The 17,244-nt window shown below is 39.4% G+C and carries 19 protein-coding genes; 7 read left to right on the top strand and 12 right to left on the bottom strand.

Annotated features, from left to right (window positions below):
• Positions 1–32 precede the first annotated feature (32 nt).
• The 10 genes from I6E80_RS07890 to I6E80_RS07845 are packed head-to-tail and all read right to left on the bottom strand — an operon-like array spanning position 33 to position 8,064.
• On the bottom strand, positions 33–749 hold the full coding sequence (locus I6E80_RS07890) for a hypothetical protein (RefSeq protein WP_197185277.1): 717 nt from the start codon (positions 747–749) through the stop codon (positions 33–35).
• Positions 746–1,486, bottom strand: coding sequence for an iron transporter (locus tag I6E80_RS07885; RefSeq protein WP_197185276.1), 741 nt, complete (start codon positions 1,484–1,486; stop codon positions 746–748). Before I6E80_RS07885 ends, I6E80_RS07890 begins: the two co-directional genes overlap by 4 nt.
• Positions 1,473–1,826: a cupredoxin domain-containing protein gene (locus I6E80_RS07880; RefSeq protein WP_024599430.1), complete on the bottom strand. Its 354-nt coding sequence runs from the start codon at positions 1,824–1,826 to the stop codon at positions 1,473–1,475. The genes I6E80_RS07885 and I6E80_RS07880 overlap by 14 nt, the downstream gene beginning before the upstream one ends.
• A complete protein-coding gene (locus I6E80_RS07875) occupies positions 1,819–3,132 on the bottom strand; it encodes an ATP-binding protein (RefSeq protein ID WP_197185275.1) in 1,314 nt (437 codons plus the stop codon). The genes I6E80_RS07880 and I6E80_RS07875 overlap by 8 nt, the downstream gene beginning before the upstream one ends.
• Before the next feature lie 26 nt (positions 3,133–3,158).
• Positions 3,159–3,818, bottom strand: a complete 660-nt coding sequence (locus tag I6E80_RS07870) for a response regulator transcription factor (protein ID WP_024599432.1) — start codon at positions 3,816–3,818, stop codon at positions 3,159–3,161.
• Positions 3,818–4,474 (bottom strand): hypothetical protein, encoded by a 657-nt coding sequence (locus I6E80_RS07865; RefSeq protein ID WP_197185274.1) that lies wholly within the window; start codon positions 4,472–4,474, stop codon positions 3,818–3,820. The genes I6E80_RS07870 and I6E80_RS07865 overlap by 1 nt, the downstream gene beginning before the upstream one ends.
• A gap of 21 nt (positions 4,475–4,495) precedes the next feature.
• Positions 4,496–5,266, bottom strand: a complete 771-nt coding sequence (locus I6E80_RS07860; RefSeq protein ID WP_197185273.1) for an SDR family oxidoreductase — start codon at positions 5,264–5,266, stop codon at positions 4,496–4,498.
• Complete coding sequence (locus I6E80_RS07855; RefSeq protein ID WP_197185272.1) at positions 5,263–5,952, bottom strand: TenA family transcriptional regulator; 690 nt, start codon at positions 5,950–5,952, stop codon at positions 5,263–5,265. The genes I6E80_RS07860 and I6E80_RS07855 overlap by 4 nt, the downstream gene beginning before the upstream one ends.
• Positions 5,945–7,414: an AMP-binding protein gene (locus tag I6E80_RS07850; RefSeq protein WP_197185271.1), complete on the bottom strand. Its 1,470-nt coding sequence runs from the start codon at positions 7,412–7,414 to the stop codon at positions 5,945–5,947. Before I6E80_RS07850 ends, I6E80_RS07855 begins: the two co-directional genes overlap by 8 nt.
• The gene (locus I6E80_RS07845; protein ID WP_197185270.1) at positions 7,411–8,064 is read right to left on the bottom strand and encodes a thermostable hemolysin; all 654 of its coding nucleotides are present in this window, start codon (positions 8,062–8,064) and stop codon (positions 7,411–7,413) included. Before I6E80_RS07845 ends, I6E80_RS07850 begins: the two co-directional genes overlap by 4 nt.
• Positions 8,065–8,331: 267 nt before the next feature.
• Between I6E80_RS07845 and I6E80_RS07840 the strand changes: the two genes are divergently transcribed.
• The 5 genes from I6E80_RS07840 to I6E80_RS07820 all read left to right on the top strand — a co-directional run bounded on the left by I6E80_RS07840 (position 8,332) and on the right by I6E80_RS07820 (position 12,566).
• Positions 8,332–8,955: a fused MFS/spermidine synthase gene (locus I6E80_RS07840; RefSeq protein ID WP_197185269.1), complete on the top strand. Its 624-nt coding sequence runs from the start codon at positions 8,332–8,334 to the stop codon at positions 8,953–8,955.
• Complete coding sequence (locus I6E80_RS07835; RefSeq protein WP_197185268.1) at positions 8,948–9,832, top strand: spermidine synthase; 885 nt, start codon at positions 8,948–8,950, stop codon at positions 9,830–9,832. Before I6E80_RS07840 ends, I6E80_RS07835 begins: the two co-directional genes overlap by 8 nt.
• A 133-nt stretch (positions 9,833–9,965) precedes the next feature.
• A complete protein-coding gene (locus tag I6E80_RS07830; protein WP_024599440.1) occupies positions 9,966–10,433 on the top strand; it encodes a MarR family transcriptional regulator in 468 nt (155 codons plus the stop codon).
• 8 nt (positions 10,434–10,441) lie between these two features.
• A complete protein-coding gene (locus I6E80_RS07825; RefSeq protein ID WP_024591513.1) occupies positions 10,442–11,506 on the top strand; it encodes an HlyD family secretion protein in 1,065 nt (354 codons plus the stop codon).
• A gap of 10 nt (positions 11,507–11,516) precedes the next feature.
• Positions 11,517–12,566, top strand: coding sequence for a DUF2955 domain-containing protein (locus I6E80_RS07820; RefSeq protein WP_197185267.1), 1,050 nt, complete (start codon positions 11,517–11,519; stop codon positions 12,564–12,566).
• A gap of 137 nt (positions 12,567–12,703) precedes the next feature.
• Here I6E80_RS07820 and I6E80_RS07815 read toward each other — a convergent pair whose 3' ends face one another.
• Positions 12,704–13,861 carry a benzoate/H(+) symporter BenE family transporter gene (locus I6E80_RS07815; RefSeq protein ID WP_197185266.1) on the bottom strand — a complete coding sequence of 386 codons (1,158 nt, stop codon included), beginning with the start codon at positions 13,859–13,861 and terminating at the stop codon, positions 12,704–12,706.
• Positions 13,862–14,240: 379 nt separating this feature from the next.
• On the opposite strand from I6E80_RS07815, the gene I6E80_RS07810 reads away from it, so the two are divergent.
• Positions 14,241–14,945 (top strand): hypothetical protein, encoded by a 705-nt coding sequence (locus I6E80_RS07810; RefSeq protein WP_024599441.1) that lies wholly within the window; start codon positions 14,241–14,243, stop codon positions 14,943–14,945.
• 120 nt (positions 14,946–15,065) lie between these two features.
• Positions 15,066–15,809: a zinc-dependent metalloprotease family protein gene (locus tag I6E80_RS07805; RefSeq protein WP_076924912.1), complete on the top strand. Its 744-nt coding sequence runs from the start codon at positions 15,066–15,068 to the stop codon at positions 15,807–15,809.
• A gap of 92 nt (positions 15,810–15,901) precedes the next feature.
• Here I6E80_RS07805 and I6E80_RS07800 read toward each other — a convergent pair whose 3' ends face one another.
• On the bottom strand, positions 15,902–17,122 hold the full coding sequence (locus I6E80_RS07800; protein ID WP_024599443.1) for an alkaline phosphatase family protein: 1,221 nt from the start codon (positions 17,120–17,122) through the stop codon (positions 15,902–15,904).
• Between the last annotated feature and the right edge of the window lie 122 nt (positions 17,123–17,244).

The following is a 17,244-nucleotide window of genomic DNA, read 5'->3' as shown; positions in this document are numbered from 1 at the left end:
ATGATAACAACCAAAACAGCTTTTATTTATTATTAAAATTCAAATTCTAATGCGAGCCTAAAACTATGGTTTTTTTCTGATTGGCTTATCTCAGTGATGAAACCTGCTTCCCACTTTAATTGCTTTTGCCCATCAAAGCGCTGTAAACCTATAAAGCCAGGCCCTATACCAACAAAGTCCTCTCCTACGTACACCTCTATAGAAGGCTGAAAAGCAGAACGATAGCGATAGCGATATTGTGCTCTAAACTCACTTTCCCATTCATTTTTAATGTCTTGCCCCCACTCATAAACCAAAAAAGCGTTTAGTGTAAGGCTCGTTTTTCCAAATTCTTTTTCGATCACAAAACCCGAAGTTGCTTCATACACATCTTCATTATGTTTTTTTTCAAGCTCAAATAATGCCCCCCAATCGGCCCATAATTTACCTTGCTCAATCAATTGCCAGCGTAGCTCAAGCTCATAAGCTTCTAAACCAAAGTCGCCGTTATCGTCTCGCTCACCAACTAAATAGCCTTCCAGTGCCATTGTATCGTTAATAGCTCCACCACCACCCAAACGCTGCGCTAGTATGTTGCCACTATCTGTTTGGTGCGACACTAATCGCCACTCAAACTCACGCTCAAAAGGCAAAACATAGGGGTGATATACCTTATCAACAACAATACCATCGGCCTTTGCTTGGATTGAGAATACCAACAAACAAAGAGCGGTAAAACTAAGCGCTAAATATAGGTTGAGTGCTTTCATACACGTTCCTTAGTTATTGAAGCTGGAATTACGTAACAAAGTAATAAAAATAATACGCTGCTTGTACTATATATAAGTACACTCATTAAATCAGGAGTGGCCTCGTAACCAACAAGAGCACGCAATACGCGGCCTAGCTCAGAGTTTTCGTTTAGCAAATCACGTAAATCCCACACTGTTGAGGTGTTTGTAATTAAATCTATTTGACTTGCCAAATCCAGTGCAACTAATAACTTAGCCGCGCTGTTAAAAGCAAGCAAAGTAAAAAGCGGATACATACCAAAACGGTGCTTAATTGCATTTATTAAAAAGTACAGCAATACGCTAAAACTTAAACAAATTCCAACACCTAATAAAGTGCCAATAAATAAGCTTTGCCCTGCATCATTATTTTGCCAAAAACTGGTGAGGTAAATAATATAGTGGCTTAAATACAATGCTACTGTACTGATAACTGCGATATAAAATGCCGCTGATATTTGCTTTAGTGCAAATACCAATACAGCAATAAATATAGCGATACATAGCCCTATTTGTGAGTACTCTAACCCTTGGTGTTCAAACCATTGGCTCACCCATGATGCACTTTGCATGTACAAAAACGACATTACCGCGCCAATTAATAAAGCAGACCCTATTTGCAAAGAGCTCTGCTTTTTAACTACTTGTAGTAGCACTAATAAAATAGCCACTGGTAGTAATTGATTAAGGCTCATGACTAAACTAGTTATTAGCATGCTGCGCCCCTTCATCGCTAACTATTACAACGCCCCTTGCTGTATTGGGCGAAAACTCACCAAAAAACTCGTAATGCCCTTTACTTAGCGGTCCTATATAAATAATGCTTTTACGATTTGGGTAGAGTACTTTTTCTCTGTTTAGATCAAAGCTATCAAACTCTTCTGGTGTGCTGTCTTGGTTTTCTATCAATAGTTTTACTTTTTTGTTTGCGGGAATAATTATTTGCGAGGGGTAAAACAAATGATCTTTTAAAATAATAAGATACTCTTTACTCGCCGCGTTAAACGACAAAAATAGCAAACAACAAAGGCAGTGATTAAATAAACGTTTAGTCACTTTTTACTCCTGTAAAAGTAACCTTAACGGTTAGTCCGCCTAAAGAGCTATTCGCTAAATGAATACTTGCGCCATAAATAGCAATTATGTGTTGGACAATCGCCATACCTAAACCCGCACCTTGCTCGCCTGATGGATGTTGATCGCCACCCACGCGATAAAAGCGATTGAATATTCGCTCTTTTTGCTCTTCAGTCATGCCCGCACCAGAATCATCAATTTGCCAACTAAAGCTGTTATTATTTGATGCTAGTTTAATTATTATTTGACCATTATTGGGTGTGTATTTTATGGCATTGCTAAGTAAATTAGCGATGAGTGTGGTTAATGTAAACTCATCACCATTAATTACAAAATCGTCACCTTCAAGACTAATAGTTTGGTTTTTTTCATCTATTTTGTCGTATTGGTCCGATACAACTTGCTGAGTAATCGCTAGCAATGACTGTTCACTAAACTGCTTTTGCCATTGCTCAGGCTGAGTGCGCCCTAAAATTAGCATTTGTTCAACAATATTACTTAAGCGATTAATGCCTTGTGACATGGCTTGTAATTCTTGATGGTTTTGCGAGTTACTTTGTTTATTAGCCAAATTATGTACATTAATTTTTAAGCTACTGAGCGGGGTACGTAATTCGTGAGCTGCATCTGAGGCAAAAAAACGCTCTCGTAAGTAAGCGGTTTCTACTCGTTTAAATAAATCGTTTAAACGATTAATAACAGGTTTAATTTCTTCATCGGTTACCTGCCAGTTAATTGGCGTAAAGTCGTTTGCTTGGCGAGTAGCCAGCTGCTTAGATAGTCGGGTAAGAGGGGCTAATGCGTATTTAACGAAAAAACTTATAAAAATAGCAAGCAGAGGGACAGCCCATAGCATAGGTAACATTGCAGATAAAATAACGGCTTCAGCTAATTCAAACCGCTTTGCCATAGGCTCAGCAACGATGACTTTACGGGTATTTTTTCTCATCACAAACACTCGCATACGCTGCCCTGCTACATTGGCAGTTTGAAAGCCCTCGCTAAAACTAATTTGGTTATTCTTTAAACTCGATGAGCCACTAAGTAAACTATTATTTTGCCAAATTTGATACAACAACTGAGCACTATTATTGCTTACTTGTACTGCATTTGTGCTTAGTGCTAATGGTTGCTCAATTAAAACGCCAGCCACTATTTTAAGTTCATTATCAAGCAAGTTTTCGCCGTGGAGCATGCTTTTTTGATAGCCTTTTACTAATGCTAAAAAACAAGTAAGCACCATCATTGAAAGTAAAATTAAGGTCAGACGTTTACGAATAGACATTTTCAACCTCGAAAGATAAACACACTCTAACGCTTACCAACCACGTAGCCAATGCCACGTAAGGTTTTAATAAAATCGCTAGGGAACTTTTTACGAAGATGATGAATATGCACCTCTATGGCATTAGAGCCGACTTCTTCACCCCATTGGTAAAGTTTGTTTTCGAGTTGTTGTTTTGATTGCACCCTTCCCTGATTTTCCATCAGCGCTTTTAAAAGCATGTATTCTTTTCGTGGTAGTGTAAGTGATTGCCCACTTAGTGCAACTGTATGAGCAGAGGTATCCATTACTACATCACCACAGCGCAATAAGCTTGATTGTGTTTGGTTAATGCGCCGGCTTGCTACACGTAATCGAGCAAATAACTCAGCAGGATCAAACGGCTTTGCAAGGTAATCGTCTGCTCCCATATCTAGCCCTTGGACTTTGTCATCAATACTGCCGCGAGCAGTTAAAATAACCACCGGAATAACTTTTTTTTGTGCTTTAATATGCTTTAAAACTTGCGAGCCATCGCCATCAGGTAATCCTAAATCGAGAATAACAAGCTCAATCTCACCACTAGAAAGGCACTCTAAGGCGTGCTTAACTGTGCCACTATGCTCTACGCTGTAGCCCTCTTGACGCAAAGAGCGAATAAGCCCTTGCGCCACTAAATGATCGTCCTCAACGAGTAATAAATGCATTATGTGTTTATCTTTTTAGTTTTTTTATCTACTTTTGCCAATAGCTGACTTATTGCTTGTTGGCGATACTCATCTGCTTTTGCACGAGTATCACGAATGCCCGCTGCTTGTGCTACAAGTAGTCGTGCTTTAGCTTGTTTATAATCGCCTTCGTCATACAAATATTCACCGTATAAGTAATTAGTATCAATGCCTTCGAGATTAAAAGCGAGGGCTTGTTTAAATAATTTTTCAGCTTTGTCGTCATCACCAAAACCAATTGGCCAACCAGGTACTTTGCTATAAAGCGTTGCAAGACTTGCGTAAGCTGAGCCATTTAATGCTGTACCATCAATTGAGAGTGCATTTTCAAGTGACGCTTTAGCTTCTTTTGCTAAACCAAGTGCGCCCAAGCCACCTTTTGCGCCTGCAAAGCTGGCTAACACAATGCCATTCCAAATGTGTGTTTGTGCCGAGCCTGGATAGTTTTTAACAAATAACGCGCTTTGCTCACTTAGTTGCGTAAACGCATCTATTTGCGCATCGTCTTCAAGTTCATAGTTAGCAGTTGCCCACTTTTGTTGAATAGAGGTTAAGTCTTGTGTTTCATCTGCGTGTACTGCGGTTGTAAATACAGTTGTTAGTATTAGAGATAATGCTAGGGTAAATTTATACATAATCTTGTCCTCGTGTGTTTGTTAACTTAAAAAGCGTTTAATTTTAGGAAGTTGTTTTGCAATAGCGTTATCAACAACGCTTGGGAATGCGCCATTAATACGTGCAAATAATTTCTCAGGAAAACCAATAAAACGCCTTGTTTGATTCGAATTTATAAGTGCTAATAACTCTTGAGCAACTAATTCTGGCGAGTCCATTTTATTACCGAGTTCTTTATTTATTGCCCGCGCTTTACTGCTATTAATAGATGTATCTGTCGCTCTTGGTGCTAAATAGGTCACTTTAACGCCTGAGCCGTTAAGCTCACGCGAGAGCGCTTCTGTAAAACCACGTAAACCAAATTTACTGGCGCAATAAAGCGTTTGAAACGGGTAGCCAATACTGCCAAACGATGATCCCACGTTAACAATAGTGCCTTTCGTATACGCTAACTGCCCTAAAAATAGCTGGCATAATTTAATAGGCACCGACAAATTAGTAGTAAGCATATTATCTATTTGCTCATTACTTGTGTGCTCAAGGCTTTGCATTGTATTTATACCGGCATTGTTAATAAGTAACCTAACGCCACCGAGTTGCTTGGCTTTTATTGCTAAGTTAATGCGTGTTGTATCGTCGGTTAAGTCGCCTGTAAATATTTCACTGTCTGGGCATTCACGGCTCAGTTTTTCAAGGTCTTGGGTATTTCGCCCTACAAGTAGTAACTTCCACCCTTTTGCATATAGGGCTTTAGCAATCGCTTGCCCTATTCCGCCGGTTGCGCCAGTTAGCACACATAAAGCGCTACTCATGACAATTTGCCTTGTGCGCTTGCTTTAAAAAACGGTTCGTCATCGAGCCCACGAAATATATCGCCGTATAAACGATAAAAGCACTTTGCACCATGGAGTATGGCTTGTTGATCCGCCTCATTTGTTATTTGGTTCATTAGGTTTTCAAAAAACTTTACATGCTCTATATCAAGTGCGCCATGAGAGGTTAAATAACTAAATGCTTTTTTAGATAAGCCAACAGCACTTGCGATGTTTGAAGCCGCGCCATCAGCAAGCGCTATAGAAGTGCCTTCAAGCACATGTACCATGCCAAAAAAGATCAATGGGTTTTTACGTGCAATGGAGTCGTACGCATACGACACCATCATTTCGGTAGCAAATTGCGGCTGACTACACCTTACTGTTTCTTTGTCAAAACCACAGGCTGCAATATCATTAAGTACCCACTCTTGATGGCCAATCTCTTCTTCAATGTATTCTGCGACGGCTTCGCGCAACCATTCTTGTTCGTCGGTTAATCGTGCACCAACCGACATCATTAATGACACAGTGTGCTTAACATGGTGATACGCTTGCGCTAAAAACGAAGCGTATTCTTCAAGTGATGCTTCACCTTTAAAAACACGCTGAATAATAGGCGCTGCAAGCAGGTAGTTTTGCTCTTGTTTAGTTTGCTCTTTAAGGGTGTTAAAAAAATCACTCATTAATTACTTCTCCAAGTCGGTAAAATTGCTCAAACACAGCATGGTACTGCTTACTTATGGCATCTCGTTTTGGGCGATTATTTGTAGTTAATAATCCTTGTTGCACACTTAATGGGGCAGTTAAACGATGCCACTTTTGAATTCGTGCATAATCGGGTAGTTGTTTATTAATTGCGTTAATGTATTGAGCTAACACTGGGTTACTTAGCTTTGAATCGGCATAAATAATGGCGGTTAAAAAAGGTCGACCTTCACCAAACACAACCGCTTGTAAAATACCGCTTTGACTGAGTAATAGTGATTCAGGCCACTCGGCACTGATGTTGCGACCCATGCTGGTAATAATTAGGTTTTTTAGGCGGCCTTTAATAAATAAGGTATTTTGATGCTGCTCGACCAGATCATCGGTTGCATACCACTGGTTTTTGTCGTGTGGTTGATGGTTTAAGTAACCTAAAAACAAATCGCCTTTTATAAAAAGCTGGCCATTTTCAATTTTGGTTTGAATATGAGGTAACACAGAACCTGCACTTTGGGGGTTATCGTTTGTGGGCGTATTTAAACTAACTACAGATGCCGCCTCAGAAAGCCCATAACCTTGGTACACCGGTAAGTTTAAGCCACGCGCTTTAACTATTAGCATTTCGCTGACACGCGCACCACCTACTGCAATAAACTGTAACGAACTAGGCAGTTGCCACCCTTGTTCAGCAAAAGCAACTAAGCATGCTAATAGTTCAGGCACTAAAATAAGCGTATTTGGCTTAACTTTATCAATAGCAGCTATAAGCTGTGCGGGCTGTTTTAATGCAGTTCCAACAAAGCCTAATTCATTTAGCGGTATTAAATGCACTGTACCGCTACTTTTTAAAGGGGCATACACGCCGGCTATATTTTCAAGCAATACAGCAAGCGGCAATAAACACAAATGAACAGGCTTTTTAATATTAATTTTATCGCACAGAGATTGAGCTACCTGCATTTGGCTTTTTGCAGATAAACACACGCCTTTTGGTTGCCCAGTTGAACCAGACGTAAACGTTACTTTTTGAGTTTCTGAAAAATAACTGACGGGTTTAGCTACAACGATTTCGTAAATATATAATGTGTAAAACTCAAATAAAGTAATTGATGCCGTCGGCTCCCCGAGTAAAGGGTTTAGTGTGTCGCTCATAAATAAATTAGCGCCGCATTGCGCTAGTACAGATTGAGTTTGTTGTTCACTAAAAAAGTGAGCAATTGGCACAGCCACTTTATTAGAAACCGCAGTAGCGGCATCAATAACAAGCCAAGCTGGCGTATTATCGAGCTTATAAGCGACACATTTGCCGTTAAAGCTTTGTAGAATTTTTACTACTTTTTGTATTTGCTGGTTAAACTCATCACTGTTAATTTCAAGTGTTTGCTCTTTATTATGCGCAATAATTAATGGCGATACTGAATGTGTATTATAGTAATTCATACATTCACCAATGCATTTACCAAAGAATTGATATTTGAGTGGTTTTGCTGCATCAAACTATAAAGCATTGGGGTATTTAGTACTTGTTGGTGAGCTTGCACTAGGCTCACAATGCATACTGTTGGTTGGTTGGCGTAATAGCTGCCCCACTTTAATGGATTCTCAACTACAAAACTGCTAGCAAGTGCAATTTCAGTACACGTAACACCCAGTAAGCGCAATAAAGCACGCACTTTACTGGTTGCACAAAACACTAAATGTTTTGCGCCCACACTTTGCAGAGCTTCGTTAACAATAATAAAATGTGCAAGTGTTGCTCTTCGATTTGTAGAGCAAAGATTACCAAGTTCAAAAATTTTATTACGAGAAATACTCTCATCTAAAAAATCTTCAACGGGTGATGCTAAATATTGCTCAATAAACAATGGCGAAGTTGCTTGCCTTAGCCCTAAGGTGCATTTTGCTTGCTCGGTAACGTATTGGCAAAGTAGTGGCATAAACGAAGTAAGCTTAGCGTTATACGCAACTAAAAAACCTTCTTTTACTGTATTTTCGAGATTTTTTCGATGCACATCATCAATACGAGCACTAATAAACTGACTGTTATTTTGTGTTAAACCTAATGATGTAGAAGTGTGGGCTAATTGCATAAGCTCGCTCATTTAAACCTGTTTATATTTCAGGGTCTAAATTTAACGAGTGAAACTTAAAGAAAACTTAAGAAAAAATTAATTTAAATAAAAAAGCGTCTTAAGTGTTAAATCGCGAGGGCGTGTTAAATAGATCAACACGCCCTAACTAACAAATCGTTATAACAAAACTTCTTTTTTTAATTAAACTTAGGTCAACAGGCTCTAGCAGCTTTGTATGCATCACGTTAGTATAGTGTTCTACTTAAGTTACATAATGATAATTACATGAGCATAAAAACAAACGCGTTAATTTACTTTTTAGCCTTTTGCAGCGGCTTTTGCATAATGGGCATTGAGCTTTTAGGTGGGAGAATTCTTGCCCCCTTTTTTGGCAGTAGCGTGCATATTTGGGGCAGTATAATTACTGTGTTTATGCTTAGTTTATCTTTTGGTTATTTACTTGGCGGTAAACTCAGCACTAAAAATGCATCTCTTACCAAGTATGGTTTAATATTTTTAATTGCCAGCATTATGGTCGTCCCTATTACATTATTTTCGCAGCCTATAATGGAATTTATATTTACCCAAATTGAAGATAGCCGCTACGGCTCACTCTTAGCGTCAACTGCTTTATTTTTTATACCTACCGTTATTTTAGGAATGATCTCGCCTTACTCTGTCCGCTTACTGGTAACAGATAGCGATAAAAGCGGTCAAGTGGCAGGTCGTTTATACTTTGTAAGTACGCTTGGCAGCGCTCTGGGTACTATCATTACCTCGTTTTACTTCGTGCTCGCGTTTGATGTAAATACAATTATTAGCGCCTTTGCTTTAACACTTGGGTCACTGGGTTTAGTCGCGATTGTTATTAATACCTTGGCTAATAATAAGGGGCTTGCTCATGCTTAAATATTTGCTACTGCCGTTAATTGTATTTTCAGGTTTTGCGTTTAGTAACGTTATTCATGAAGAACGCTCGCTTTATCGCAATATTATTGTTGAAGAAACGAGCGACTTACGTTGCCTTAAATTTAATACTAAAAGTAGCCAAACAAGCCAAAGTTGCATGTATAAAAGCAATCCCGACAAACTTGTTTTTAATTACACAAAATTGACTTTTGCTAGTTTATTAGTAGCCGACAACCCTAAAAATGTACTTATTATAGGGTTAGGTGGCGGTACGCTTTCTAACGTTATTCATGAGCTATACCCCACTGCAAAAATTCATAATGTTGAAATAGATCCTGCAGTAACTAAAGTTGCACGCGATTACTTTAACTTTATAGAAAACGACTTAGTGACATCAAGCGTGCAAGATGGCCGCATTTTTATAAAGCGCGCCGCAATTAAAAAACAAAAGTACGATTGGATTATTTTAGATGCATTTAACGGCGACTACATTCCGGAGCACTTACTTACTAAAGAGTTTTTTGAAGAAGTACAAAGCGTATTAGCCGATGGCGGTGTTATTGCCGCAAATACGTTTTCAAGTAGTAAACTTTATGAGCATGAGTCGGCAACTTACCACGCTGTATTTGGCGACTTTATAAATGTAAGCCGCGAAAATCGTAGTAACCGTATTATTTTAGCGGGACTTAAATCAATACCGAGCGAAGCGCAAATTAACACGCGTGTAAATGCTCTCGCCCCTAAATTAGTCAAATACGGTATAGACATAAAAGCGATTAGCCAATTTATGCACTTTACAAAAGACGGCCAAGATTGGCCTGCCGATACAAAAGTACTTACCGATCAATACTCCCCCGCTAATTTACTTAACTTTTAAAACCTCCCTAAACCTCACCATTTTTAAAGGTGGGGTTTAGCAAATATTTTGCCACTTCCCTCTCCTACATATATTTACTTAGCAAGCTAAGTAATGATAAAATAGTTAGCTTGCTAACTATGTTGGGATGGCTATGCCTACACACAAACCTTTTCACGAAACGCTCGATTTAACAGTTATCGGTAATATGGGCCGAGTTCATCGCTTATGTCGCGAAGCGGTAACCATTGCTGTTGAGCCTTTAGGGCTTACTCAGTCGCGCTGGACTGCACTAATGCATATAAATATGCGTGGTGAGGGACTAACACAACTTGAACTTGCTAATAGCTTAGGAATAGAAATGCCTTCACTGACTCGTACGCTTAAGCAATTAGAGGAGCAATCGTTAATCGTTCGCCGTGTAGACAAACATGATAAGCGCAGTAAAAGACTCTATTTTACTGAGCAAAGTGATGCCATTTTACATTCATTGCAAGAGACCATTTCCGATATAAAAAATCAGTTATACAGCGGTTTATCTGTCGAGCAGCTCGATGCTATTGCATTTGGTTTGATCAAAATAGAGCAAAACGCCCTTAAATGTATTCAAGTTAATAAGTAAGGCTAAAAATGACACCGGATCAAAAGTTTGCACGCTATGTAAGGTTCTCTCTCATAGGGTTTATATTAGTATTTATTTACTATTTAGTGGCCGATATGGTTTTGCCTGTGACACCACAGGCACGTGTATACCACCCTGTTGTGCAAATATCACCGCAAATTAGTGGCCGAGTCACTAGTGTGCAAGTTAATAATAACCAATCAGTTAAAGCGGGCGATATATTATTTAGTATCGATGAAGGCCCATATAATTTAGCCAAAGAGCAAGCTCAACTCGCGCTTGATGATGCCAAATTACAAAACAAGCGTCTTGATACCAATGTTAAAGCCCTTGAGGCACAAATAAGTGCTGCAAATGCTAAACAGCATGAGCAAAAACTATTAAAAAGCAGAGGCGAAAAACTCTATACTCAAAAATCTATATCTGAGCAAGAACTTGAAAGCATTCGTGCTAATTTTGAAGCCAGTAAAGCAAATGTTGCAGCCCTTGAAGCACAGTTAGCTGAAGCGGTTTTAGCTAGAGGTGACTCAGGTAATAAAAACTTAGCCATGCGCCACGCTGCTAATCAGTTAGCGCAGGCTGAACTAAATTTATCCTACACGCAAGTGCGCGCATTAAGTGACGGCGTAGTTGCTAACTTACAACTATTAGACGGCGCGTACGCAGTTGCAGGTAGCCCGTTATTAGCTATTGTCGCTAAAAAAGCCGATTTAGTTGCCGACTTTAGAGAAAAGTCACTCTCAAATATGAAGCAAGGCACTCAAGCGCGCGTAGTATTTGATAGCCGCCCAGGTGAAGTTTACGACGCAATACTTGAAACATTTGAAGCAGGTGTTAGCAACGGCCAACTTAGTGCAAATGGTTTACTAAGTACAACAGAAACCAGCAATCGTTGGGTACGCGATGCACAGCGTCAACGCATTCATTTAAAGCTCGTAAATCATCAAGACTTAATAGCAAACATGCCAAGCGGGTCACGTGCAACAGTACAATTATTGCCCGAATCGACAATTGGGCAATGGTTTGGATCTGCACAAATTAGGTTTATTAGCTGGTTACACTACATCTATTAATGGAAACTTTATGACTCAAATTGTTAGCCAAGGGCCACAATTAGACTCTAATGGCCTTCGCCAAGCACTACGCATTGCAGGTGGATGTACCCTTGGGTTTACTATTAGTAAATTAATGAGCTGGCCTAATGGTATATTTTTTACCGTTTATCCTATGTTGTTACTTGGCATGGTGCCTACTTTAAGCCGTGGGCTTATAAATCAATTTATAGCATCTGCTGCATTTAGCGCGCTTATCGTGCTGATAATGCAGGGGTTGTTTTCTCACTTGCCAGTCGTTATGGCATTGTTAGTGTTTGGTGTTTTCTGCTTTTTATTTCACCAAATGAGTAGCGGTAGTGCCTTTTTATTTGGCGCTTTAGGCGTTGTTAGCCTTTCTATTCAGCTACATTTTTCCAGCTATATTGGTCAGGGAAGTAGTATTTATCCGCTAATTTTAACTAATGGGTTGGCTATTCTTTTAACCGTCGTTATCGCTGCATTAATGCATGGCCTATTTCCTGATCTAACAGCAAGGCCCACACGAGTAATGCCAGCTAAAGCAAAAGAGAGTATTCGCCATGAGGTATTGTTATGCTCAAGCGTGGCTACGCTCTCTTTTGTGGTTTTTCAGGTTCTTGATTTACAAGACTCAATATCTGCGCAAGCAGCTTCTGTACTCATTTTATTTTCATTGTGCTGGAAAGCCGCCGGTATGGCTGGTTGGCAACGGGCAATAGGAACACTTATAGGGTGCAATGCAGCGCTACTATCGCAGGTGTTTTTGTATAGTCACTCTGACTTTTTACTTTTTCCGATAGCTATTTTATGGATACTTTCGTTTATTTTTGCGCGTTTTCATATTTTAGGCGGAGGCATACCGGGTATTGGTTTTGGTGTGCTGACTACATTTGGTATTTTATTTGGGAACTCACTCGGGCCAGGACAAGACTTAATTTATAGTGCGCTGTATCGGTTTAGTTCAGTATCTGTGGCTATAATATTAAGTCTGTGCGCCGTATATGTTATGCATCATATACTTAATCGGTTTAGTGTAACTCGCCATCATACTTTTGATTAGGTAAATCTTGTTTTGTAAAGCTAAAGGCTGCAATTGCAGCCTTTTTTATAAGCTTAGTTAAACTATTTTAATGATATAAATAAACTATAATTTTGTTTTAAATACTCACCAACGGCTCTTTGTACACAATAAAGCTTTTAGTCTTTCCTGGTGATCATAAGCGTTAACACACCCGCTATAATCCCCCAAAAAGCAGACCCCACTGAGAGCAATGTTAAGTTAGATGCAGTTACTAAAAAAGTGACTATTGCGGCCTCAGTATATTCAGTACTACTAAGAGCTTGCTGCAAACTATTAGCAATGGTGCCAAATAGCGCAATGCCCGCCAAAGCTAAAATCAGCGCCTGGGGTAAACTTGCTACCAAGCCAACTAAAGTAGCCGCGCACAGCGCCATTAAAATATAAAATACGCCAGCCGCTATACTCGCCCAATAACGTTTATCATGATTTTTATCCGCTTCATCACTCATGCAAATAGCTGCGGTAATAGCGGCTAAATTAATAGAGTAGGCTCCAAATGGGGCCGTAAGCATATTTACAAACCCAGTTACATTAAGAGACGCAGATATAGGCGCTTTATATTTGTGCGCTTTTAAAACAGCAATACCCGGTAAATTTTGCGAGGTCATGGTAACTATATAAAGTGGTAGACCTATGCTAATGCATGCTTGTAAGTGAAAAGCGGGTTCAATATAGGCAAATTCGCTCATTTTCCAGTGCAGTGCACTGGTATCAATATGGCCCATTTGCCAAGCAAGTAATACGCCTATAATAAGCACACTTAACATAGCAAAACGGGCAAAAAAGCGTTTACCAATAAAGTACATAACGACCATTAAGCCAATTACTAAAGGCATGTCGTTCATAAAATTAAAAACATCAATACCAAAAGTAACAAGTACGCCGGCCAACATGGCGCATGCAAGCTCACTTGGAATACGGTTCATTATTTTTTCAAACCAGCCCGTAACCCCCGACAAAAATACGAGCAATGCACTGAGCATAAATGCGCCAATAGCCTCGTTTAAGTTATACCCTTGGGCGCTTGAAATAAGTAATGCAGCTCCCGTGGTAGACCACGCAATTAAAACAGGCACTTTATAATAATACGATAAACCAATTGACGTTATACCCATTACTAAGCCAAGCATTAAAATCCAACTAGCTACTAAGTCGGGCGTGCCACCAAGGGTTATCACTACCTGATAAATCAATGCAATAGAACTCGAAAAACCGATAATTACAGCCACAAGCCCTGCTGTAGTTCGGTTAAGTAACTGATCAGACACTTTCATAAATCCCTCGTAATGCCATTTATGCAGCACTCAACATACGTGCCCGATAATTACATTGCAATTAGCGATTAGTTTACAAAGGGTGAAAAAAATTCACTTTTTATTTTTCATTGTAATTAACGTCAAAAAGCCACTTTTAACCATTGTATTTAACTAAACAAACAAGTACCCACAAACGCGCCAAAGCCCGTATAAACCCTACAAAAAACCAATACCAAAAAGAGTGAAAAACACACCAAAAATAAATATCCTTATACTTTATAAGGGATTATGGAATTCAGAATTAATTCTTTTCGGTTACATTTATTATCTTGATCTAATCCATTTAATAATATAAAAAGTAACAAACAGTTAACCAAAAACACTAAAAGAGAAACAAATGAAGAGATCTGTCGTCTTACTAATTGCTATACCATTATCGGCATTTGCAGTTTATGGGCTATTTTTTAATGCAGATGAAACGGGCGAACCTATCGCGCCCGTTGCTATAGACTTTGTTCCTATTGATTTACAAAAAACACGCAATACACATCCCCCTGCACCTATTGATATGAGTAAAGATCCAATTACCGTTAAACCCATTGTTGCCCCAGACAACAGTTTACCGTTTGAAGAATTTGATGCCGTAAACCGCCTATCCGACAAAGCCAAGCAAGTGCTCATAAACGCAAAAGTTTTACCTACCGACTTGCATAACGAAGCCTACATTGAGTTTGATTTAAATTCTTTGCAGGCGTTAGAAACTGGCGAAAACTTTGATTTAGCTATTCCGCAAACAGCCGAAACATTCACCGCAGAGGTGACTAATGTGGTTGAGTCTGAAAATGGCGACAAGAGCATATTTGGCAAAATAGTGGGTGTTGATGGCCGCATGCATAATACCGTTTTAACGGTAGGTAAAGATGCCGTATATGGCCAATTTACTGCGCCCTCTGGCAATTATGTATTCGAAAGTAAAGGTAAGTACGGATGGATTGCAGCAAAACGCGATTTATATAAAAGCCACATAGAGCATGAAGTAACCGCACCAAAACCCAAATCAGATAAAAGCATCGATATATTTGCACCAAAAATTGATGGCTAACCAAAAAATATAAAAACAATTAAAGCCGCACTCTAAGGCAGCTTTAGTGTGTCTGCTTTTTATGAGCTCAACCAAGTTAAAAACAAGTTCCAACCACAACAAGAGTAAGGAAATACAATAATGAAAAAAGTAATCACAACAACCGCACTGGCTGCGGCATTATGTGCAGCAAGTGCTGCACAAGCAGAAACCATCGATATCGGTATTTTATATACCGACCAATCAGCTGCTGCAACTAGCAATATTGACACTAAAATAAATCAACTAATTGCTTTTAGTAATCAAGTATATAGCCAAAATGGCGTTGATATAACACTACGCTTAGCTGGCAAACAAAACTTAGGTGACTACGCAGTAACGCCGTCTGAGGATTGGTTAGATTCGGTTACAAATAGCAGCTACGTAGATGGTTTACGCAGCGATTGGAAAGCCGACATGATTGCCGTATTAGGTACTGGCCAAAGTGCTGGCAATGGGCTTATTTCATGTGGTTTAGCATGGGTTGGTCAAGGTACTAATGGCAACCTATACAGCTCTATGAGCAGCCGTATGTACTCAATCACTGCAATTGACTGTGGTGCAACTACATTCGTACACGAACTTGGTCATAACCAAGGTTTAGCACATTCACGCAAACAAGGTGACACGTCAGGCGGTGTATATGTAGACGGCATGGGTCATGGCGTACAAAATGAGTTTGCAAGTATTATGGCTTACCCGCACGTTTACGGTAGCGCAACTCAGTACGATTACTTCTCTAACCCTGGCTGGAGCGTAAACGGTATTGCATTTGGTATTACAAACCAAGCGCATGCAATTCGCACGGTTACTGCTACAAAAACAAGTATTGCTAACTTTAAATAAGCTGCCCAATAAAAAAGTGGGCTAAAATAGCCCACTTTAAAGTTTTAACATGTTCTTCCCTGCAGAGCGCTTACGCGCTCTTTTAGATTAAGCTAATGCACAACCACTTTTTGCTTAATTGCTGGCATTAACGTTTTTCCATTGCCATCTACTTTGTTTAACAATTTAAGTCCCATCACTTTTGCAAGTACTGGGTAAATATCAAGGTTATTTACTTCTTTAAGGCTTACACCTTGTTTAAATGCAGGGCCTACAGCAATAAATGATGCTGCCATATCTTCTGTATATGCATAACCGTGAGTCCCTAAATAGGTTGGTTTTTTACCATTGGTAAATACCGCTGGCGCTGTAGTTTGCACCACAATATCGCCGACGCGAGTGCCTTTATTATAATGGTACGCTGCTAATTGCTCGTCTGTTAATACTATATAGCGACCGTTTGACGCATCTCGTAAACGTGCTTTGTAACCTTCAATATCAGCGTTTTTAGCATCAGGCTGAGTATATATAAGTAAACGTGGGCCCGTATTTTTAACTAAAAAGTTTTCATCTTTAGGTAGTGTGGTTACATCAATGCTTTTATCTGGATCTATACTCGTCATACCGTGATCCGAGACAATAACTAAGTTTACCTCTTGCTCTAATTTACTTAAGCGAGTTTGTAATTGCCCCATTAATTCATCAAGCTGTTTAACTGCATCACGCGTTTGTGGTGCGTCTGGCCCAAATTCATGGCCCATGCTATCAACTAGCGAAAAGTAACTCGCAATAAAACGTGGGCGCTGTGCTTTTGGTAAACTTAACCACTGAATAATTTGATCAACACGGCTCTGGTAATCGCTGTATTTAGAATAGTGATAAAAGTAATCTGGTGTCATGCCGTTAAATAGTGCATCTGACTCAGGCCAAAAATATGTAGCCGATTTAAGTCCCTGCATTTTTGCTAAATTCCAAAGCGGAATACCCTTTACCCATGTGCTATCGCCCAATGCTTTGCCCATGCTGTAACAGTCGTTTTTACGCGCTTTATCACAAAAGCTATTATCAACAATGCCATGGTTTACTGGCAGTAAGCCCGTAATAATAGAAATATGATTAGGAAACGTTTTAGTCGGATAAACAGGTATTAGTTTTTGTGCGCGAACACCGCGCTCGGCCATTGCTTTTAAATTGGGTGCGCCGTGTTTTTCAATATAATCCCAGCGCAGGCCATCGATTGATACAAGCACCACAGTTTGCTCTTTTGCAGCAAACGCGCTGTTCATTCCTAACATTAGGCAAATTGATACTGCCTTTAAAATCCACTGTTTCATTATAAACACCTATAAATGCACAACAATTACTCAAAAAATTATTTTAAAGCAAGTTGTTACTTTATGATACAAACTGATAGATTAAACCCTGTATATTAAAGACAAATGACTAAGTGCTAAAA

The organism is Pseudoalteromonas sp. NSLLW218 (assembly GCF_015864775.1).
Taxonomy (GTDB): Bacteria; Pseudomonadota; Gammaproteobacteria; order Enterobacterales; family Alteromonadaceae; genus Pseudoalteromonas.
The sequence above is the reverse complement of the archived record's forward strand: the minus strand, read 5'-3'. Positions and strand labels throughout refer to the sequence as shown.